Origin of the sequence: Kolteria novifilia (assembly GCA_007748055.1) — a bacterium.
GTDB lineage: Bacteria > Planctomycetota > Planctomycetia > Kolteriales > Kolteriaceae > Kolteria > Kolteria novifilia.
Genome location: CP036279.1, coordinates 2,775,881 through 2,796,811, shown reverse-complemented (window position 1 = coordinate 2,796,811; position 20,931 = coordinate 2,775,881). Strand labels below are relative to the sequence as shown.

Here is a 20,931-nt window from a genome sequence, read left to right as displayed (position 1 = left end):
CGCTCAATCGACCTTGAGCTGCGTCTTCCACCAATCGAGGTAGGCCTCGGAATCGGGATGAGGCGGAAAGCCCCGTTTCTTCATCGCACGGCGGTACCAGTTGTTGCTCGCGTCGAGCATCTTGCGAACGACCTCGTTGTCGGGCTCGGGGAGTCGCCCCTGGTCGTCGCTCTCCTGCACCCACTGATCGAGGGCGCCACGCAATTGAGCCAGCGTCTCGGCCTGGCCGGGATCGCCCGCGAGATTTAGGACCTCGTCGGGGTCGGCCTGGAGATCGTAGAGTTCCTCCTCCGGTCGCCGCTCGCTCCAGAAGAGAGCGGGCGGTCCTTTGAGTTTGCCCTGCTCCTCGAGCACTTGAGCGACCGTCATGCCGGGGTAGGAGAGTTGCTTGTAGCCGCTGTGCTGCGAGTAGGGCAACTCGGGGTGGAAGTTGCGGATGTACTTGAAACGCTCGGTCCGCACCGAACGGATGCGATCGTTCGTCGTCCCACAACGATCGCGGGCCCCAAAGACCATCTGGTGACCCTTGAAGTCTTTCGCGAACATGTCCCGTCCATCCATCCACGAAGGGACAGCTACTCCAGCCAGACTGAGTGTCGTCGCGGTGACATCGAGAAGCGTGACGAGTTGCGTGTTCTCCGAGTCGGGTTTGAGGTGCCCAGGCCAACGAATGATCAGCGGCACCCGCAGCCCGCCGTCGTAGAGCCACTGCTTGTCGCGATAGTGCGGCCGGCCGTGATCGCCGAAGAAGAAGACGACCGTGTTGTCGGCGACGCCCTCTCGCTCGAGCCGTTCGAGCACCGCCCCCACATGACGGTCGAGAACTTCGATCGACGCGAGGTAGTTGGCCCATTCGGCCCGAATCACTGGATGATCGGGGTAGTACGAGGGGATCTCCATCGACGTCGCTCGCCGACTCGGATCGGCCTGCACGAACCCGCGATGCGGCTCGTGGATCTGCACCTGGGCGAAGAAGGACTGGCCCTTCTTCCTCTTGGACCAATCGGGACCGTCGTAGAGTTTGCCCTCGAAGGCGAAGTTGTAGTCGCTCTTCCCGGCCCGCTTCATCGACGAGTTGCCGTTGGAGACGAAGTAGCCCGCCCGCTTCATCAAGACCGGCAGCGGTTCGATCGGACTGCGCAGCGCCGGCTTGTCGGCCGTGCGATGATGATGGGTTCCGGTCGTGGTCTGGTACACGCCCGTGATGAAGGCCGAGCGCGAGGACGAGCAGACCGGCGCGGTCGCGAAGGCTCGCGTGTAGCGCACGCCCTCGTTCGCCAAGCGGTCGATGTTCGGCGTCTCGACTCCCTCGTAGCCGTAGCATCCCAGTTCCGGACTCAGATCATCCGCGACAATCCAAACGACATTGGGACGATCGTCGGCTTGGGCGGAGGAGGAAGGGAGAACGAGCGGGGCAACGAATATCGCGACCGCGCAAAGTGACCTCAAACAAAACCCCGGAACAAGTCGACACGTCACTCGATCGCTCCTGTTCAATGTCCGTTCGTTGCCGCCGATCGGCGCCGATCAGCTCTCCGCCAACTCCAGTCCGAAGGCTTCGCTGAGCGCCCGGCGGGCGTTGGAGGCGTCGGCTTGGTCGACGACGACGGTAATGTGAAGTTCGCTCGTGTTGATGAGGTTGATGTTCACCCCGGCCGACGAAAGGGCGCGGAAGATACGAAGCGCCACGCCGACGTGGCTGCGCATCCCGACACCGCGGACGGCGATTTTTGCCATCGTGCTGTCGCAGACGACTTGGCCGTTCGCCTCGCCGAGAGCCGCTTGAGCCTTGGCGGCCGCGGGCTCGAGATCGCCTCGGAGGGTGGTGAAGGTGAGGTGGGTCGCCTCGTCGCTGCCGACGTTCTGCACGATCATGTCGACCGCGATCCCCGCTTCGGCGATCGAGGAAAAGATCCTCCCCGCGACGCCCGGCTGATCGGGAACGCCATAGAGCGTGACGCGCCCCTGCCGCTCGTCGACGTCGACGCCGCTGACCAGAATGTCCTCCATCGAGGGAAGGTTCTCGACAATGGACTTAATCCGGTCGGCGGTGGAACTGGTCGGCTGGAGAGCCTTGTTCTTGAGCTGGTAGCGGATGTCCTTGGTCACCTCGGGCAGCGGTTCGTGAAGCCGGAACTCCTCGTGCAGCGCCGCGAGGGCGGCGACCGCGCGTTCTTGCTCGACAAGCATCGAGATCTTAATGTCGCTGGTCGAGATCGCCAGGATGTTGATCCCCTGCTCCGCCAAGACCGAGAAGGCCCGCTCGGCGACGCCGGTGTGTGTCCGCATGCCAAGACCCACGATCGAGACCTTGGCGATGTCGCTACTCGAGTCGACGTGACTGGCGCCGATCGCGTCGGCCACCTCGCGCATCAGTTCGAGAGTCCGCGTCAGATCCCCCTCGCTGACGGTGAACGAGACTTCGGTCCGTCCATCGCGCGCGGCGTTCTGCACGATCATGTCGACAATGACGTGTGCCTCGGCGATCTTCGAGAAGATCCGGTGGACGATGCCCGGCTCATCGGGGACGCCGTAGAGGGTGACCCGACTCTCCGCCTTCGCGAGGGCGCAGCCGCGGACGACAACGTGTTCGAGCACGGGGTCCTCGGGGCGGATGATCGTTCCGGGGTCGTCGGTGCCGGAGTTGCGCACGTGGATAATGACGCCGTACTTCTTGGCGAACTCGATCGAGCGCGAGTGCATCACCCCCGCGCCGGCGCTGGCGAGTTCGAGCATCTCGTCGTAGCTGATCTGTTCGAGCTTGCGGGCGGTGGGAACTTGTCTGGGGTCGGTGGTGAAGATGCCGTCGACGTCGGTGTAGATTTCGCAGACATCGGCCTCGAGCACCGCGGCGATCGCGACGCCGGTGGTGTCGGAGCCGCCCCGACCGAGGGTCATGATGTTTTCGTGTTCGTCGGCTCCCTGGAAGCCGGCGATAATGGCGATGTTGCCGTCGGCGAAGATCTGACGGATGCGTTCGGTCGAGATCTCGCGAATGCGGGCTTTGCCATGAATGCTGTCGGTGCGGATGCCCATCTGGACGCCGGTGAGGCTGGTCGCTCCGTGGCCGAGCGAATGAATCGCCATCGCCAAGAGAGCGATCGAGACCTGCTCGCCGCTGGCCATGAGCATGTCGAGTTCGCGGGCGGGCGGATCGGGATGAATCTCCCGCGCCAGGCCGATGAGTTCGTCGGTCGTCTTGCCGCGAGCGCTCACCACCACGGCGACGTCGTGGCCCTCTTGCTTGGCGTGAATGGCCCGCTTGGCGGCCGCGAGAATCTTCTCGGTGGTGGCGACACTGGTGCCCCCGAACTTCTGAACGACTAGACCCACGGACGTCTACTCCAACACCTCAAAGCCAATTCTCTTCCATGACGTCACGCGGTTCCTCAAGGAGACGCGCGCACGCTTCGCGAACCAATGCCGCCGCAAACAATTTATCCTAGGGAAACTGTCCCAGTCGAGCCAAAGGATCGGCGGAGAGGAGACGAAACGGAGAGCCCCGGTCAGTCGTGCACTGCCGGTTCATCGTGGATGGCCCCAGTCGGCGAGCTACCGGGGCCACCGAACGCGAAACGACTCGTATTCTCGATCCGGGCTGTGGGAATGGACTTTTGAGGCCGAGATATTGGTCGAGTAGACGGCTTCCTCCTCAAGCTGTAGGTCGATGTTTGTGTTCTCCGTTTGCCGTCTGGTTTCCCGACGGTGCCACAAGATCTCGACCATACCTGAGTTGTCAGCCGCCCCTCCCAGAACCGTGCTTGCGCTATTAACGCACACGGCTCCTCATATGGTTTGACCCCGGTGATGGTCCATCAGAACAGCGAGACCGTGATACGAGGCGAAGGCAACGGGAAACGCCGTTCCATCAGATGGAACTTTTCCCAGTTCATGCGACGTTTATCCCCGCGACGCCGTAGCCATTTCTGGAGTAGACGTCGGACCGCGTAGGCGAACCGAGCGATCCCGGGATGGTTGTCCGTCACGCCGTAGTAAGCGTAATGCCCCCGCAGTTTGGCGCACGCTAGCTCCCAAACGTAGCGGGTAGGCATTCGCGAGCGAATGGACTTGAGCCACTCCTTGAAGGCAGCCAGTTTCTGACGGAACTTCTTTCGCGATGTGACACGCTTCATACGGAACCTTCTCCCATTCCGACTGCGGCTGCAATAGTGCGTGAATCCGAGAAAATCGAAGGTCTCGGGTTTTCGTCGCCCCATGTGCTTGGCATGAGAAGACGCCTGCGGGCCGAACGCAAGGAGCTTCGTCTTTGTCGGTTCGATTTCGAGCCCGAACTGAGCCAGCCGATCAGGGAGTTCGTTCATGAACCGCCTCGCGTCTGACTCCCGCTGAAAGCACACGACGAAGTCATCCGCGTAGCGGATGAGCTTGGCGTGACCTCGGCACGCTGCTCGAAAGCGACGTTCAAACCAAAGATCCAAAGCGTAGTGCAGATACACGTTCGCTAACAACGGGGACGCGACACCTCCTTGTGGCGTCCCCTGGTCGTCTATCTGCAAGGAGCCATCTTCCATGACTCCTGCTCGCAGCATTCGTCTGACCAACCGAAGAACTCGCTTGTCGCCAATACGATGAGCCAGGAACTTCACCAACCAGTCATGGTCGACGTTGTCAAAGAAGCCTTTGATGTCGGCTTCCACGATCCAGTTGGGAGATATTGTCAACAGTTGTGTTCTGAGGAAGTTCAAGCGGCGTCCTGCAGGTCTCCGTCAACGAACGTCTTTCCTTCGAGCAGGGGGATGATCTTCTCGTAGCCGTTGAGTCGTCGCCACCCCTTCTGAGCGGCGTGTGCGCGATGAGAGCCGGCACGCGGAGCTTGAATGGGAAGAGCTACACGTCGATGGTCAGACGATGGAGATCTCCGACCCCGCACCGGACGACGGGCTACGCATCCTGACTTGTTGGCGCGAGGGCACCTTTGTCATCATCTTCTCGGACCTGCCGAGAGAAGAGATGGTTGCGATCGCGTTGTCCCTGACACCCGTTCAACCGCAGACCGACTAGGCATTGGACACGAATTCCAGCCCCCCCCCCCAAAGGGTGCTTCGCGAGCCTTCTTCGGAAAGTTCTACCCCGGCCTGTCGATTTCCCCTTCGCCCGTTCGACTAGCATTTGGAAGCTCGGAACAAGCGTGTTCGAGCTATTCCCTTTTGCGTTCATCGAGCGAGGCATGTCATGAAGTACGTCTGTCTAGGCTATATCGACGAGAGCAAGTTCGTGACCCTTTCCGAAGAGGAAGTGTCGAAGATCATGGAGGAGTGCCTCGACTACGACGATGTCCTCCGCCGAGGGGGGCACTTTCTGGGCGGCGAGGCGCTCGACTCCGCTCGCAACGCGGTCACGCTCAAGCCCGAAAACGGCGAAGTCGTCGTCACCGATGGCCCCTTCGCCGAGACCAAGGAGACGCTCGGCGGCATCTTGCTGCTGGAAGCTCGCGACATGAACCACGCGATCGCCCTGATGTCGAAACACCCTGGCGCCAAGATGGGACCGTTCGAGATCAGGCCCGCCGACGAGACGATCAACAAACTCGTCGCCGAGCGAGGTGCCGCGATCACCGACGAGGCGTGAGTCTCTTTGCATGCCCACGCAAGCGTGAGCACGGTACCCAAGAGTCACCCAGCAAGCACTAGTTCTCTTCGCCGACGGAGAGGAGGTCGTCGACCTGACTGGGGACGCGTTGGGAAACTTTCGGGCCGTAGGCGAAGTTGACGGAGAGCAAGTGGTTGGTGAGATTGCCGCGCCGCGGGCGGTTGATGTGCTGATTGAGGTACCCGATGTCCATCGTCCAGCGGCTCTCGGGTCTGTGCTTGAGGCCGATCCCGACAAAGCAACGATTCTGGTCGAACCCTGCGTCGCTCCCCCAATCGGTGTCGTTGAGATGAACGAAGATCTCGTCCGACAGGACAAACGAAAATCTCTTCGAGCGGGCGATCGGCTGCCGCCAGGAGGCGAGTTGCCGGAAGCGCCCGCCGACGTCGTCGCCGTTCTGGAGAAACCGCTGTTCGAGCCGCGATCGCAAGCCCAGCGGCTTGATGTCGAAGGGCTTCGACCAGGTCACTTGCTCCCAGACGCGATCTTCGCTGATGTCCGGAGAGCCGGGACGCGCGTTGACGAACCAACCGTACCCCGCCCAGATGATGACGTTCTCCTTGAGGGCGTAGCCGACCCCTGGGCGCACCACGCTTTGGCCAAAGCCTTCGGTCTCCTCGAAGAAGCGTAGCTGCCCATCGAACCACCACTTCAGACGATCGTCGAGTTTGGGCGCGAGGTTGCCATTGCCAAACGCGGCCAACCAGGTCCCGGTATCGCTAACGGCTTGGGCCTTCGCCATTGATTGGCCGAGGAGCACGATCGCCAAGATCCCCAGCGGTCCGCCCCACCGTCGCATCGCACGAATCTCCATCCCCGCCCTCACTCGGCGCAGTCTATCCCATCTCTCCTGATCGGCATTCCCGAGCCTGGGAGGTTAGGGTAAGTCGCGAGACAGGGAACGTGGTCGCTTGTCATTGATTCGAATCACGCCCGAGTCTTCGTACGGTCTCACGTTGGTCAGCCCCGAGTCTTGCCCCCTCCGACGCCGACCGACACGGTTTCCAGTCCCCACTTCTCTCCCCTGCTGGCACCTAAGCGTCCTTCCTGGTACCGTGGAGCGGCCATGGAGGAATTGGGGATCGACGGGTGCGCCTTGAGACCGGACGCGGGCCGGACAGGGCTACCGAACCGAGGAAAGAGGTATCATGAGAATCTTGCTCGCCCTCGTGGCGATGGGAGCCCTGTTCCCATTCTGCGCCCTAGCCGCGGAGACGCCGACGAAGCCGAACATCGTCGTGATCCTGGCGGACGACATGGGGTATGGCGACCTCAAGGCCTATAACCCCGAGAGCAACATCGCCACCCCGAACCTCGACCGGATGGCGGCCGAGGGCATCGTCTTCACCGATGCTCACTCGGGCGGGTCGACGTGCAAGCCCTCTCGGTACAGCCTGCTGACCGGGCGGTTCAACCCGCGGGCTCCCTCCTACGACGACCGGGCGGGGCCGATCATTCCCGAAGGGGAATCGACCATCGCCAGCTTGTTGCGCGACCACGGCTACTCGACCGCGATGGTCGGCAAATGGCACCTCGGCTTCGACCAGAAGGCCCCCACGAAGGCCCCCGACGGGTTCCGCTTCGACTACGACCAGTCCCTCACCGGCGGGCCGGTCGATCGGGGCTTCGAGTCGTTTTTCGGCATGCACGCCTCGCTCGACATTCCGCCCTACTTCTTCATCCGCGACCGCACGCCGACCGAGAAGCCGACCGACACCGTTCCGGCAAGCACCAGCGTCGGCGGCAAGGAGGGTTGGAACAAGATCCAAGGGGCGTTCTGGCGCGAAGGCCCGATCGCTCCCGACTTCAAGCACGGCGAGGTGACACCCCGCTTCGCCAGCGAGGCGATCAAGGTGATCGAAGCCCACGCCGACAGCGAGAAGCCGCTTTTCCTCTACGTCGCCCTCCCCTCGCCCCACACGCCGTGGCTGCCGACCAAGGAGTTCGCCGGCAAGAGCGACGCCGGCATGTACGGCGACTTCGTCATGCAAGTCGACAGCGTCGTCGGCCAGATCCTCGGCAGCCTCGAGAAGGCGGGGATGAAGGACGACACGCTCGTGATCTTCTCCAGCGACAACGGCCCGGTTTGGTACGAGAAGGACACCGAACGCTTCCATCATGCCTCGAGGGGCCCCCTTCGCGGCATCAAGGCCAGCATTTGGGAGGGCGGCCATCGCGTCCCCTTCCTCGTGAACTGGCCCGGCCACGTCCAGGCGGGATCGTCGAGCGATCGCCTCGTCGCGTTCGCCGATCTCTACGGCACCTTCGCGGAACTCATCGGCCAGGAGCCCACGGCATCGACCAAGGACAGTGCCAGCTTCCTGGCCCAACTCGGCGGCGGAACCGAAGCGACGCCCAGGCCACCCGTGCTTCATAGTCGAAAGTCGATTCGCGACGGCGACTGGAAACTCATGCTCCCCGGCGCCAGCCACGGTTTCAGCGCCCCGAAGAAGCGACCGCGGGAGACCGAACTCTACAACGTTCGCGAGGATCTCTCCGAGACCAGCAACCTCGCGACAAGCCAGCCCAAGCGCGTCGAGCGTCTCCAGAAGAAGCTCACGTCGATCCTCGATCAAGAGCAGTAGTCCATCCCGTCCCGGAGTCCGCGCATGCCCCTCCTCACGAACCGTTGGCGTCCCCTCCTCCCGGTCGCCCTTCTTCTGCTCATCCCCGGCATCTCGGCCGCCGAGGAGGAGCCGATCGTCAAGAACGTCCTCTACGTCATCGCCGACGATTTGAAAGCGAGCGTGCTGGGTTGCTACGGCCATCCGCTCTGCGAGACGCCGAACATCGACCGGCTCGCCGAGCACGGAACTCGCTTCACTCGCGCCTACTGTCAAGCCCCTGTCTGTGCCCCATCGCGACCGTCGATCATGTTCGGCCGCTACGGACGAAGGAACATCGACCACGCCAAGCACAAGTCGTTCCCGCAGGTCCTCAAGGAGAACGGCTGGTACTCGGCGCGGGTGAGCAAGATCTACCACATGCGCGTTCCGGGCGACATCGTCGAGGGGACCAACGGCGGCGACCACGCGGCCTCCTGGACCGAGCGGTTCAACTCGCCCGGCAAGGAGGAGTCAACGCCGGGGCTCTATCAGTGTCTCAATATCAACGACATCAAACGAGACCTCGACGACAGGCAGGGAGCGCGAACCAAGAATCGCGCCTACGTCGCGGTGATCGACGAGAGTGATGGATCCGATCAGCCCGACGCGAAGACGGCCGCCAAAGCGATCGAACTGCTGCGCGAGCACAAAGACGAACCCTTCGTCCTTGCGGTCGGGTTCGTTCGGCCCCACTACCCGCACGTCGCTCCCGAGCCCTACTTCGGTCGCTACCCGATCGAGAAGATCCGCATGCCCAAGCGTCTGGCCGACGACTGGGACGACATCCCTCGCTCCGGCATCTCGAGTTCCAACAGCCAGGCCAACGGGTTGGCGCGCTACCCCGACAACCAGAAGCGGATGTGGTCGGCGTACGAAGCGTCGGTCAGCTTCATGGACGATCAACTCGGCAAGGTCCTCGCGGAACTCGACCGCCTCGGGCTACGCGACTCGACCGCCGTCATCTTCACCAGCGATCACGGCTACCATCTGGGCGAGCACGATTTCTGGCAAAAGGCGAACTTGCACGAGGAGGCGACGCGGGTTCCGCTGATCGTCTCGATCCCCGGTCTGCGGCCCGGCGTCAGCGATGCGCCCGTCGAGTTGGTCGACCTCTATCCCACCGTCATGCAACTCGTGGGTCTCGACGTTCCCAAGCAGTGTCACGGCAAGAGCCTGCTCCCGATCCTCGAGAACCACGACGCGACAACCCGCGACTATGCCTTTAGCTACGATGGCCGCCGCAAGATGCCGACGCAGTTCGCGATTCGCGGCAAGCGTTGGGCGTACATGCAGTATCCCGACGGCGAGGAGCTCTACGACATGCAGCGAGATCCCGAGCAGTTCACCAATCTCGCCGGCGACGCGAGCCACGCCTCGGTGCTCGACCAATGCCGCTCGAAGCTCGCGGAGAAGAAGAAGATCATGCTTGGCCAATGACTCGTCGTGCCTGCCGCATCTTCTCCGGCAAGGATCGACAGTAGGTTTCGCGGATACAAAACATCGCCAACAGAACACCGATCGCCGCGGTGACGACAAACGGGAGCAACGCCCGGCTCAACTCGAGACGACCCGGATTGTCGATCCCGTCCAGCATCGTTTCGGGCCCAATCTGCAGCAGCGATCCCATCAGCACGCCGAAGACGTTGACCACCGCCAACGTCAATCCGAGAACGCGGCGCGGCGCGTTCTCGCAAGCGACCGCGAAAGCGAGCGGCGCGACTCCCCACGCGAACCCTTGTAAGAACAGAACCCATAGCAGAAACGACCGCGAGTACGGAACCAGCACGACCACCAACAGGACGTTGAACGCGAACGCGGCCAACGAGCCGAGCACCATCACGATACGGCGGCGGCGAATCATGTCGGAAAGAAGTCCGAAGATCGGGGCGCCCAAACCGTTGCCGCACCAAAGGATCGAGTTGAGCATCGCGGCGTCGTTGGCGCTGTCCTGCCATCCCTTCGCCTGCCACGTGATGAGCCAGAGCCCGCCGAAGCCGATCAGGTTACCGCACGTCGCCCCCGCGAAGAGCGCGCAGAAGAGAATCTGCGGCCGATCGAAGATCGCGTCGAATGACGAGACGATCGACGGCGTGGATCGCGTGTCGTGCTTGGTGTCCATCTCCACCTCGCGGTCCTCCTCCGGGAGGGTGACAACGAGCGCGATCAGGAGCGTTAAGATCACGCCGAGCCCAGCGCCTCCATAGAGCGTCTCCCGCCAGGAGTAGAGCTCGCTCAGGGCCGGATACATCACGTTGCCCGCGCCCGCTCCCACGATCGACGACAGCAGGATCGTCCCCCCGAAAACGACCGCGAAGGCCCGAGGGGGAAACCAGCGGCGGATGACGTAGCCCGCCCCGATGAACGCGAACGACGAGCCGAACCCCGCGAGCGTCCATCCCACCGCCACCATTAGCGCGTTGGTCGCACTGGCGAAGAGGGCGCAGCCGACCACCACCGCGGCGCACGCCGCGGTCAGCAGCCAGCGGGGATTGCCGCGATCGAGCAACAGCCCGACCGGCAACTGCATGACGCCCAACGCCACCGCGTAGAACATGATCAGAAAGTTGGTGAGATCCACGGTGAACCCTAGGTCCGACTCAACGCCGGACCTGACGATGCCGAACGACATCTGCACCAGAAGTTGGTAAGCGACAAAGAGCGTCACGGTCAGCCAGATCAAGCACGCTCGTCCCGTCGAGCTCCACACCATCCGCGACTCACTTTCGACCGCTTGCCAGCACTCGCCCCATCCCCGCCAGCAACAGGGGCCCACTCGAAGTCTAACGTATCACTTGTTTGGGGAGATGGGTAACGCCCTCTCGCGCCGCGCGAGCCGAGAGTTCTCCAGCGCCACTTCCCGACACCTCCCTTACCGATCGCGACTCCGTTGTCCCCCCCGGCTACTCCTCCGCCAACCCTGTCCATCGCCCTCACTTGACCTTCTTCGGTTTGCACATCCCCTTCTTGTTCTTTCTCTTCACCCCGCACTTCTGGCAAACGAAAACGATCGCCTTCCGCGAGGCGTCCGGTTTATCCTTCACGCACATCGCCTTCCTCCTTGGTTCATCGCGCGGACCTTGATCCATCATCATTCCCTCCGGCCCTTCCACACGCAAGGCGAGAACGCGATCCGCCTCGCTCCAACTCCCCATCCACGGCGTCCACCTACACCACCCCCTGCATTCGCCAGGAAAGCGACATTTTGACTGTAGATTCCAGAAATCGACCGGCGTTGACCTCAAGTAGAGCTACGAAGCGGGACGTAGCGCCAAGGACCGTGTTCGTTGAAATGCATTGGAGGCATTGCGGCAGTGGACACCGTGTCCGAGTGGGGGGTTAGCGCGGCGATCGAGCCGACACACAAGGAGAGTGGCAATGGGAGATGGCAAGAGTCTTCGAGTGGAGAGTCTGGAAACACGAAATCTACTGGCGGCCGACGCGGCGCTGGTCGAGGAATTATTTCCGACAGCAACACAAGATGCCGAGACGGTCGACATGAGTGGCCTCGAGGTCTCCATCCTTGGGACCGAGACCTCTGGAATACAAGACGCATCCGATGGGCAACACAATGCGCAATCGGACGTCGTGCTTGACTGGAACAACCTCTTTGGTGAGTTGTTGATCGCGGATGCCGTCAATCAGAACCCGGGGTACGCCTCGCGATCGATGGCGATGCTCAACTTGGCGATCTACGACGCCGTCACGATCGCCTCGGGCAATCCCGATGGCACCTTCTACGACTACGCGCTGGACGCCGAATCGACCTCCAACGTCGCGACCGACATCGTCGCATCCCAGGCGGCCTACACCGTTCTCAGTTCGCTCTACCCCGATCAGCAAGACATGATCGACTCGTTCCTCGATAGCGTCTTGACGGGACAAGAGACCAGTCGCGTCACCTCCGCGAGCCTGGCGTTGGGAACCGCGATCGGCAACCAGATCCTCGCTGAACGCGCCGATGACGGCTCTGACGACGTCGTGGAGTACGCGTTCACCGACGAGCTTGGCTACTTCCAAGCGGACCCCTTGAACCCCGACGTCTCCGCGTGGGGGCCTGGATGGGGCGAGGTCGACACCTTCTCCATCTCGTCCGTGGAAAGCTTCGCCCCCGAGACCACTCCGGCGCTCACCAGCGAGGAATACGCCGCGTCCTACAACGAAGTCTTGGAACTCGGTTCGGTCGACAGCACGACCCGAACCGCCGATCAGACCGAAGCCGGCATCTTTTGGGCCTATGACCGTGAGGGACTCGGCACGCCCCTCGCCCTTTTCAGCGACGTGCTGGAGACAATCGCCGTTCAGGAAGGCAACACGCTCGAGGAGAACGCCACCCTCTACGCCCAAGCGTCGGTGGCGATGGCCGACGCGGCGATCGTCGCCTGGCACACGAAGTTCACCGAGGAGTTCTGGCGTCCCGTCACCGCGATCCGGGCGGGGGACGCCGACGGCAACGATCTCACCGATGGCGATGACGACTGGACCCCGCTCGGGGCTCCCGACGACGGCGACGACATCGTCGGCTTCACACCGCAGTTTCCTACCTACATCTCCGGACACGCCACCTTCGGCGGTGCTCTCTTCGGCACCCTCCAGGAGTTCTATGGCACCGATGACATCTCCTTCGAGCTATCCTCCGAGGAACTGGAGATCCTCCTCGACGATCCCGAACTGCAAGCCGACTACGGACTCTACCTGGACGACGCCACGAGGTCCTTCGACTCTTTCAGCGAGGCAATGGCCGAGAACGGTCGTAGCCGAGTTTACTTGGGCATCCACTTCGATTTCGACGACCTCGTCGGCCAAGAAGTAGGCCAAGCGATCGCCGCGGATGTCGCCGACGATTTCGTCGTGCCGACCAGTGATGCCGAGGACTCGGTCCTGCGCTACGAGATCGCCGGGCGCCATGAAAGTGACGACCTGATCGTTTCGGTGGGCGAGTCGCGGGTCGAAATCATCGATGCCCGCAGTGGCGCGGTCCTCGCGTCGCGCTCGACCGAGGAGACTTCCCAAGTCCACATTGTCGACACCAGTCGCGGTGACACCAATGTCTCCGTCGACTTCCAGACCGATTCTTCGGCCCTTCCCGAAGGCATCGTCATCGACGGCGGCGACGGCCGCAAGAATGTCCTGGACCTCTTCGGAACCGATGGCGCCGACTCGGTCGTCGTCGATGGCAACTCGATCACCATCAACGGCACGGTCATCGAGTATCTCAACCTCGATTCCATCCACTGGTATGGCGCCCAGGAGGATAGCGTGACGATCGTCGCCGACGGAGACGCTTCATTCGTCGAGGCCAACGGCGATCGCGATCCCTGTCGGCACTCATCGCACGGGAAGCACGACTCGCGAGAGATGTCGGATCGGCACGGTTCCCAACGGGAGAGCCGTGGCCAGCAAGCCTCGAACGCAAGCCGAAACGATGTCGACATCGTCGATGAGGTCTTCCGGCAGATGGGCGCGATGACGCTCATGTCGCCGCTTGACCTCGATGACTTCGGCGACAATACCAACGCTCCGCGGCATCGCTGAGCCAGCGCGTCATCGCGACGCCGGCCTTCGGACGCGTCCATGGACTCCCTACGGCCTCTTGGGTGACCAACGGCCGTCGGGGGACCGTACCCATGCGCGCCCCGCTCGTCATTCAGCTCGCACCGGTGATGCACCAAACGTCATGGCCCCACACGTGCTCCATCGAGGCCACGATCGGTATCGTGACACTCCAACACCCGAGCCGCTTCGAACGGAAGGTCGACCGAAACCGTAACTCGTGAGGCTCACCATTCCCTCGCTCTCCTCTCCGAACGCTGAAAGCATTCTCTAGCGAAGCCCAGCGTCGCGCCCCGCGCACGCTCGATCAACGATCCCCAATTCTTCCGCTCCCCCTTGTCCAAGGGGAAGAAGGAAGGAGACCCGAATTCCGTGTGGCCCCGTTGTTTCGGCGCCCCCTTCCGGGCAGCCAGCGGTTACTCCGCTACCGGGGCGTGCGCGGCACGTCGGAAGTCTCGCGGAGAACTTCGTCCGCGGTCCGCGTCCATGTAGAAATAACGCCGCCAAACACCTCACCACCGTGGTCGCCCCGATGTTGTGAAGGAGACTTCCTTGGATTAACCACTCCGGCAATGGCTCGCCGACCGCGACGAGGCGGCCATCGACGAAGCCTTCTTCGACGACATTGGCTTCCATGAGGACACGGCTGGTTAGCCGTGGAGACCTGCGCCTTGGCGAATACACTGGCCATCGCCTCGATGTTGCTTCAATGAGGCCACGGCTGGTTAGCCGTGGAGACCCCGGCCGTAGCTGAAGTAGTCGCTCGCATCCGCGAGGCTTCAATGAGGCCACGGCTGGTTAGCCGTGGAGACCAGCCGTTACACAGCTGTGAGCGTTGCAACGGTGGCGTCTTGTGGGTTGCGGTAGGCTTGGGTTGGTTGGCCCTGGTTTGTCGCGAGGCGGAAGATGCGAGTTCGTTGTGCGGAGAAGGAAGCGTATTGGCGGAAGGTCGTTCGTCGGCAAGAGGAGAGTGGGCGGGGCGTTCGGAGGTTCTGCAGGGAAGAAGGGATTTCGGAGGCGTCGTTCTACGGCTGGCGGCGTGAGCTACAGCGACGCGATCGAAAAGAGAAACGGTCGACTGCGGTCGATGGCGGTGGGGCGTGTCCGTCGCCGTTCGTGGCGTTGCGGGTGGTCCCCGAATCGACGAGCGTGATCGAGATCGTTCATCCCCGAGGCTACATCGTGCGGGCGCCGGCCCAAGTCGACAGCGACGCCTTGCGCAAAGTGCTTGCGGCCCTCGAGAGCGTCGAGGAGGAGTGAGCATGTGGTCGGTCCCTCATCAGGTGCGGATATTCCTGGCTCGGGAACCGGTCGACATGCGTAAGAGCTTTCACGGGCTCATCGCCTTGGCGGAATCGGTGCTCGAGCAAGATCCGCTTTCGGGCCACCTGTTCGTCTTCATCAATCGCCGCAGAGATCGCCTCAAGGTTCTCTATTGGGGCGGCGTCGGCTATTGCATTTGGTATCAGCAGTTGGAAGAAGGGAGCTATCAGCTTCCCAACGCCCAGGCGGCCGACGACGAGGCTGGCCTCGAGATCACTGCCGGACAATTGTCACTCATTCTCGAGGGCATCAACCTCTCCTCGGTCCGGCATCGCAAACGCTTTCAAGTCTCCGATCAGCACCGTGACACGCCGTCGCCAACGGACTCTCGCGACGAAAGGAACGAGCATAATCCGCGCCTTCTACGGACTGACCGAAAACCCCTTCGCCACGCGCGAGCTTGAACTGCTTCCCCAGCAGCAAGAGATCCACGAGACCCTCAAGGTCCACTGCCAACAGGGGGGGCTCTGTCTCGTCCTCGGACTCCCCGGCACCGGCAAGAGTGTCCTCAAGCAGTCACTCCAGCAACTCCCCGAACAGCAGTACCTCGTCGCCACCGTCGCCCGCACCCTGCACACCTACACCAACACCGTCAAAATTCTCTGCGACGCCTTCCGCATCGAGTTCGACAGCTCCGCCTTCAAGTGCGAACGGCGGCTCATCGAGCAGGCCTTCAGCCTCAACCACACCGGCAAAGCCCTCACCACCGTCCTCGACGATGCCCATCTAATGGAGATGGCTAACCTCCGCAAACTGCGGCTCCTCTTCGAGGACTTTCCCAAGAACCACAACCTCGTCCTCATCGGCCAACCCTCGCTGCTGGCCAACCTCGACCTCGGCGTCAACCGCGACATCAAAAGCCGCGTGACCTATTCGGTCATCACCAAACGCCTCAACCCCGACGACATGAAAGCCTTCCTGCTGCGCGAACTCGATCGCGTCGGACTCGGCCACAACACCTTCACCGGACCCGCTCTGGACTTGGTCGTCCGCTCCGCCGACGGCGTCCTGCGCAAGGCCCGCAACCTCTCTCTCGCCTGCATGATCGAGGCCGTCCGCTCTTGCGGTCGCACCATCGACATCGACAACGTCAACCGCGTCCTCCTCCAGCCCCATTGGCAGAAGGAGATCGACCTGGCCGACTTCTGAGCCTCGTCAAGGAAGTGCCGCGGGCATCCGTGTCACCAAGGTGACACAACCACCTGTCCCGGTCGTCGCCACGAGGCGACCCGGGCTCGCGGCGATATTCCATGCCAAAGAGGGAGCGACACGACACCATGATCCCACCGAGCCTGCTACGTCAACTCCGCAACGACCTGCCCATGCCCGTCACCATCGAGTACCTCGGCAACCAGGCTCCGCCGTCGAAATACTTCGAGGGCTATTTCCGCTTCCTCTGCCCCCACTGCGGCGAACTCCGCGCCACCGTCAACCCACGCAACAACCTCGCCCACTGTTTCTGCTGCAAGCGAAACCTCAACAACATCGACCTGCTGCTCGAACTCGGCTACGACTTCCGCGCCGCCGTCACCCTCCTCGACCAATGGCTCCGTCGCTATCAGCTCCAAAAATCCCAAAACAAAAATCGGGCTCTATTGCCAAATCTGTGGGTGGTGAGTGTCTTCTCCGTTCCGCTTGGTAGTGGAGGTTACCGCCGTATGCCAAGGGCCGCGTCCGGCTGCTGCTTTGCCTGGTCTTCTCGCTTCGCTCGCCCTGCATCCTCGCCATCGTGGCTCGGCTTCGGTCGCCCGGCAAAGACTCCTCCTTGGCCGTTGGCGGGGAGGATGTTCCACTGGTCAAGCGGAAAGGAGAGGAGTCGGCAGGAGGCCAAAAAGAGCATCCCGCTCTCGAGTGGCGCATGATGGAGTTTGCAAGGACTTCTTCAAACGCCAGCCGCGAGAGACGGGATGCGACTTCAGGTTATCCTCAACGCCTTGGAGCGTCACGGGAGTTTCGTCTACGAATCGGCGGCTTGGGCCGATTCGTCGAAAGAGGGACTGCTGGTTCGGGTTCGCCCACGGCGTCGCAGCCGGCCGATCTGTTCGGGTTGCGGGAATCGTGGCGGCACGTACGACCACTTGCCGGAACGCCGTTTTCAGCACGTGCCGTTGTGGGGCCTGGCGGTCTGGTTCGTCTACGCGGCGCGGCGGGTCGCATGCCCTGCTTGCGGGGTGAAGGTGGAACGCATTCCCTGGGCGTCGGGCAAGGAGCGGACGACGTCGAGCTTCCAATGGTTCCTTGCCCGTTGGGCCAAACGCTTGAGCTGGCGCGAGACCGCCGCGATTTTCGGCACGAGTTGGCACACCGTCTTTCGTGCGGTGAAAATGGCGGTTTGCTGGGGAATCCGCCATCGCGACCTGGAAGGGATCGAGGCGATCGGCATCGACGAGGTCGCCTACCGCAAGGGCCATCAGTACTTCACCCTGGTCTATCAGATCGACCGCGGATCGCGTCGTCTGCTTTGGGTCGGGCAAGACCGGACCAAGGAGACGCTCGGTCGTTTCTTTCGTTTCTTCGGCAGGCGGCGAACCGAGCGGCTGAAGTACATCTGCAGCGACATGTGGAAGGCCTACCTGTCGGTCATCGCTCGCGAGGCCAATGGGGCCCTGCACATCCTCGACCGCTTCCACATCATGCAGTTGTTCAACAAGGCGATCGACAAGGTGCGGGCCCAGGAGGCACGCGAACTCAAACGCAAGGGCTTCGAGGTGCTCAAGCGGACGCGTTGGCTGCTGCTCAAGCGTCGCGGCAACCTCAAACGCAAGGAGGTCCTTCGTCTCAACGAGTTGTTGACGCACAACCTCAGGACGGTCAAGTGCTACCTGATGAAGGAAGACTTCCAGCGGCTTTGGGACTACAAGGCTCCCTGGCGGATCGGATCCTTCTTCCAGGAGTGGCTCGATCGGGCCTTGAGCACACGGATCGAACCGATGCGCAACCTGGCACGAACCCTCGAGCGTCACGCCGAGCAGATCTTCAATTGGTTCGAGGCAAAAGGAGAGATTTCCGCGGGCGCCGTCGAGGGAATGAATCTGAAGGTCAAATTGACGACCCGCCGATCCTACGGCTTTCGCGACCCCAGCACCCTCAAATACGCTCTCTATCACAATCTCGGCAACCTCCCCGAGCCACCATCGACCCACAAATTCTGAAGACGAGGCCAAAATAAAAGAGCGCGGAAATCGATCCAGAAACGAGGACACCCAATGTGGAAGCAAGGCAGATATAGATGGCACCCCAGATCACATCCGAAATCCCCGGGACTGGAATGATGAGTGACAAACAGAATGCGAACCCTGACAACACCCCAATTACACCCGATACTATACAGACTAACCACCATGCATCTGCAAATCTCTCTAGCAAAAACGCCCGACCAGGTTCGACACTCAATGCGTACGACACTTCGCCAGAAGAATCTTGGCTATCCTGAACTTCTTCTATCATCACATCTATCTCCTGAGAGGAATGCAGATTGGTTGATGCGCTCGCAACAAACGCGATATCTTACAACGCGCCTCGGGCTGCTACCAGGGCCATCGCGCAGTTTCGGGGGATTGGGCAACCGAGGAAGGGTTGCGCCAGTGGTGAGCGATGAGTAGAACGTCTTGCATGGGCCCGAGGGATGGTGAGCATGCAAGGAGAGGTTCTGATGAGCAAGGACGTTCGGGTAACGCTTGAGGATGTCATCACCCACTTCGAAGATTTGGAAGATCCACGCTCGTCGATCAATCAGCGTCATCCGCTTGTCAGCGTGGTGGTGATCGCGGTGATGGGCGTGCTCGCGGGGGCGAGCGGCCCGACCGGCATCGCGGAATGGGCGCGCATGAAGAAAGACTTGCTGCTGGGGACGCTCGAGCTTCCCAACGGCATTCCGGCCAAGGACGTCTTCCGACGGGTCTTGGCGGCGTTGCGACCGGATGCCTTTCAGTCCTGTTTTGTCAGTTGGCTAGAGTCACTGCGGCAGGCGGCTTGTGAAGAGGGTGCTGTTAGCCAACCGGTCTTTGCCGTCGATGGCAAAACGAATCGCCGCAGCCACGACCGCAAGCGCGGGCTGGGAGCGTTACACGCGGTGAGCTTGTGGGCTAGCGAATTGGGCCTGTCGTTGGGCCAAGTTGCCAGCGAGGAGAAAACGAACGAAATCACGGCGATTCCCGAGCTATTGCGGTTGGTCGATCTCCAAGGAGCGATCATCACCATCGACGCGATGGGAACGCAGAAAGCGATCGCAAAGCAGATCGTCGAGGGCGGAGCTGACTATGTGTTGGCAGTCAAAGGCAACCAAGAGAGCCTCGAGACAGCGATCGCCGACACCTTTCTGGCCGAGACCGAAGATGACTTCGCCAGTGGCAAGGTTCGCAAACATGAGACGACCGAAACCGCCCACGGTCGCACGACGACGCGGACTTACTATCAAATGCCGGCTCCGCGAAGCCTGGTCGACTCGGCCGCGTGGGCGGGACTTCGGACGATTGGCATGGTCATCGCGGTCTGCCTACGTGACGGGAAAGAGACGGTCGAGATTCGGCGGTACATCAGTAGTCTTGGGATGGGCGTCCAACGGTTCGCCCGTGCCGTCCGCGGCCACTGGGGGGTCGAGAATTCCTGCCATTGGATTCTCGACGTCGTCTATCGCGAGGACGATTCACGCATCCGCGATCAACGCGCCCGCGAGAATTTCGCCTGGCTCGATCGTTTCACGCTCTCTCTCCTGAAGCAACATCCAAGCAAGGACAGCATCGCCATGAAACGCCGAAGCTGCGGCTGGAGCAATGACTTCTTGATGGAAGTCCTTACAGGAACAGCCACTTAGTATGCGATGACCCTGGGGCCTGGCACCTGATAGCGAAGGCGCGTCCTAGAAGTTGTGGACGCCGAGGGAAATGGTGCCGGTCGGCTCGAAGGGCAGGACTTCGTAGCGTGAGGTCTGCTTCTTCGACGCGAAGGCCTCGACCATCGCCTCGCCGATGCGGGTGGCCCACTTGCTACCGATCGCCAGCAGCGCGGGCCCCGAACCAGAGACACAGACGCCGAGCGCGCCGGCTTCGTAGGCGGCGGCCATCACCTCGTCGCGACCACTGATGAGCTTGGAACGATGCGGTTGGTGCAGCGCGTCCTTCATCGCCTCGCGGAGAACGGCGTTGGTGCTTTTGCTGGGGCCCTTGAGAAGAGCGGCGACCAATAGGGACGAACGTCCAACGTTGTGGACCGCGTCGTCGAAGGTCACACGGTTGGGAAGCAACTTGCGGGCCTTGGCGGTGTCGACCGAGAAGTCGGGGATGACGACGACGTACTTCCACTTCGAAAGCGAGTCGAGTTCGACCGCGAGAGTCTCGAAGCTGCCGTCCTCCTTGGTGACCGAAACGGTCAGTCCGCCCATCAAGGCCGGGGCGACGTTGTCGGGATGGCCCTCGATCTCGGCGGCGAGTTGAAAGAGTTGGGGACGATCCCAGGGCCGACCACACAGTTCGTTGGCGAGAAAGACGCCCCCGACGATCGCGGCGGAACTACTTCCAAGTCCGCGCGAAAGGGGAATCCGATTCGTGCAGCGAACCCAGACGGGGACCGGCTTGCGTTTGAGCCGTTCGAAAGTTTGGTACATCGCCTGGACGACGAGGTTGTTCTCGTCGCGCGGCAGATCGTCCTCCCCCTCGCCGTGGACCTCCACGCTGGTCGAAGAGGTTCCGATTTCGGCGGCGAGTTCGTTGTGCATTCCCAGGGCGAGTCCGAGGCAATCGAACCCGGGTCCTAGATTCGCGACACTCGCCGGCACGCGACAGGCAGCCTTCAGTCGTTTATATCCTCTCGGGAGACTCACGGTAGCCATCGTCATCCTCTCGCT

The 20,931-nt window shown here is 61.9% G+C and carries 17 protein-coding genes and 1 pseudogene; 11 read left to right on the top strand and 7 right to left on the bottom strand.

Going from position 1 to position 20,931, the window contains the following annotated elements; genetic code table 11:
- Window positions 1-3 precede the first annotated feature (3 nt).
- From Pan216_RS10430 to Pan216_RS28215, 4 genes and pseudogenes are all read right to left on the bottom strand, one after another.
- Window positions 4-1,449, bottom strand: coding sequence for a sulfatase family protein (locus Pan216_RS10430; protein WP_145257936.1), 1,446 nt, complete (start codon window positions 1,447-1,449; stop codon window positions 4-6).
- A gap of 78 nt (window positions 1,450-1,527) precedes the next feature.
- Window positions 1,528-3,333, bottom strand: a complete 1,806-nt coding sequence (locus Pan216_RS10425; protein ID WP_145257935.1) for an aspartate kinase — start codon at window positions 3,331-3,333, stop codon at window positions 1,528-1,530.
- A gap of 482 nt (window positions 3,334-3,815) precedes the next feature.
- Window positions 3,816-4,133 (bottom strand): maturase, encoded by a 318-nt coding sequence (locus tag Pan216_RS28220; protein WP_419193715.1) that lies wholly within the window; start codon window positions 4,131-4,133, stop codon window positions 3,816-3,818.
- 51 nt (window positions 4,134-4,184) lie between these two features.
- Window positions 4,185-4,682, bottom strand: a pseudogene (locus tag Pan216_RS28215) (reverse transcriptase domain-containing protein); the annotation flags it as partial.
- Window positions 4,683-4,806: 124 nt separating this feature from the next.
- Between Pan216_RS28215 and Pan216_RS10415 the strand changes: the two are divergent.
- Together Pan216_RS10415 and Pan216_RS10410 are read left to right on the top strand one after the other, a co-directional pair.
- Window positions 4,807-5,022: a hypothetical protein gene (locus Pan216_RS10415; protein WP_145257933.1), complete on the top strand. Its 216-nt coding sequence runs from the start codon at window positions 4,807-4,809 to the stop codon at window positions 5,020-5,022.
- Window positions 5,023-5,193: 171 nt separating this feature from the next.
- On the top strand, window positions 5,194-5,589 hold the full coding sequence (locus tag Pan216_RS10410; RefSeq protein ID WP_145257932.1) for a YciI family protein: 396 nt from the start codon (window positions 5,194-5,196) through the stop codon (window positions 5,587-5,589).
- Window positions 5,590-5,647: 58 nt separating this feature from the next.
- Here the strand turns inward: Pan216_RS10410 and Pan216_RS10405 are convergent, their stop codons facing one another.
- Window positions 5,648-6,409, bottom strand: a complete 762-nt coding sequence (locus Pan216_RS10405; protein WP_419193495.1) for a DUF2490 domain-containing protein — start codon at window positions 6,407-6,409, stop codon at window positions 5,648-5,650.
- 349 nt (window positions 6,410-6,758) lie between these two features.
- Between Pan216_RS10405 and Pan216_RS10400 the strand changes: the two genes are divergently transcribed.
- A complete protein-coding gene (locus Pan216_RS10400) occupies window positions 6,759-8,195 on the top strand; it encodes a sulfatase family protein (protein ID WP_419193494.1) in 1,437 nt (478 codons plus the stop codon).
- A 24-nt stretch (window positions 8,196-8,219) separates the two neighbouring features.
- The gene (locus Pan216_RS10395; RefSeq protein ID WP_145257930.1) at window positions 8,220-9,653 is read left to right on the top strand and encodes a sulfatase; all 1,434 of its coding nucleotides are present in this window, start codon (window positions 8,220-8,222) and stop codon (window positions 9,651-9,653) included.
- Here the strand turns inward: Pan216_RS10395 and Pan216_RS10390 are convergent.
- A complete protein-coding gene (locus tag Pan216_RS10390) occupies window positions 9,637-10,896 on the bottom strand; it encodes an MFS transporter (protein ID WP_419193493.1) in 1,260 nt (419 codons plus the stop codon). The genes Pan216_RS10395 and Pan216_RS10390 overlap by 17 nt on opposite strands.
- A gap of 695 nt (window positions 10,897-11,591) precedes the next feature.
- Between Pan216_RS10390 and Pan216_RS10385 the strand changes: the two genes are divergently transcribed.
- From Pan216_RS10385 to Pan216_RS10355, 7 genes are all read left to right on the top strand, one after another.
- Window positions 11,592-13,748 carry a vanadium-dependent haloperoxidase gene (locus tag Pan216_RS10385; protein ID WP_145257928.1) on the top strand — a complete coding sequence of 719 codons (2,157 nt, stop codon included), beginning with the start codon at window positions 11,592-11,594 and terminating at the stop codon, window positions 13,746-13,748.
- Between the two features lie 924 nt (window positions 13,749-14,672).
- Window positions 14,673-15,026 (top strand): IS66 family insertion sequence element accessory protein TnpA, encoded by a 354-nt coding sequence (gene tnpA, locus Pan216_RS10380; RefSeq protein WP_145257927.1) that lies wholly within the window; start codon window positions 14,673-14,675, stop codon window positions 15,024-15,026.
- Window positions 15,027-15,028: 2 nt separating this feature from the next.
- Window positions 15,029-15,493: an IS66 family insertion sequence element accessory protein TnpB gene (gene tnpB / locus Pan216_RS10375; RefSeq protein WP_145257926.1), complete on the top strand. Its 465-nt coding sequence runs from the start codon at window positions 15,029-15,031 to the stop codon at window positions 15,491-15,493.
- On the top strand, window positions 15,393-16,238 hold the full coding sequence (locus Pan216_RS10370; protein WP_419193492.1) for an ATP-binding protein: 846 nt from the start codon (window positions 15,393-15,395) through the stop codon (window positions 16,236-16,238). The genes tnpB and Pan216_RS10370 overlap by 101 nt, the downstream gene beginning before the upstream one ends.
- 128 nt (window positions 16,239-16,366) lie before the next feature.
- The gene (locus Pan216_RS28210) at window positions 16,367-16,951 is read left to right on the top strand and encodes a hypothetical protein (protein ID WP_419193491.1); all 585 of its coding nucleotides are present in this window, start codon (window positions 16,367-16,369) and stop codon (window positions 16,949-16,951) included.
- A 45-nt stretch (window positions 16,952-16,996) separates the two neighbouring features.
- Window positions 16,997-18,241 carry an ISL3 family transposase gene (locus tag Pan216_RS10360; RefSeq protein WP_145257924.1) on the top strand — a complete coding sequence of 415 codons (1,245 nt, stop codon included), beginning with the start codon at window positions 16,997-16,999 and terminating at the stop codon, window positions 18,239-18,241.
- Window positions 18,242-18,741: 500 nt separating this feature from the next.
- Window positions 18,742-19,902: an ISAs1 family transposase gene (locus Pan216_RS10355; RefSeq protein ID WP_145257923.1), complete on the top strand. Its 1,161-nt coding sequence runs from the start codon at window positions 18,742-18,744 to the stop codon at window positions 19,900-19,902.
- A 45-nt stretch (window positions 19,903-19,947) separates the two neighbouring features.
- On the opposite strand, the gene thrB is transcribed toward Pan216_RS10355, so the two are convergent.
- Window positions 19,948-20,916, bottom strand: coding sequence for a homoserine kinase (thrB, locus tag Pan216_RS10350; RefSeq protein WP_419193490.1), 969 nt, complete (start codon window positions 20,914-20,916; stop codon window positions 19,948-19,950).
- Window positions 20,917-20,931 lie beyond the last annotated feature (15 nt).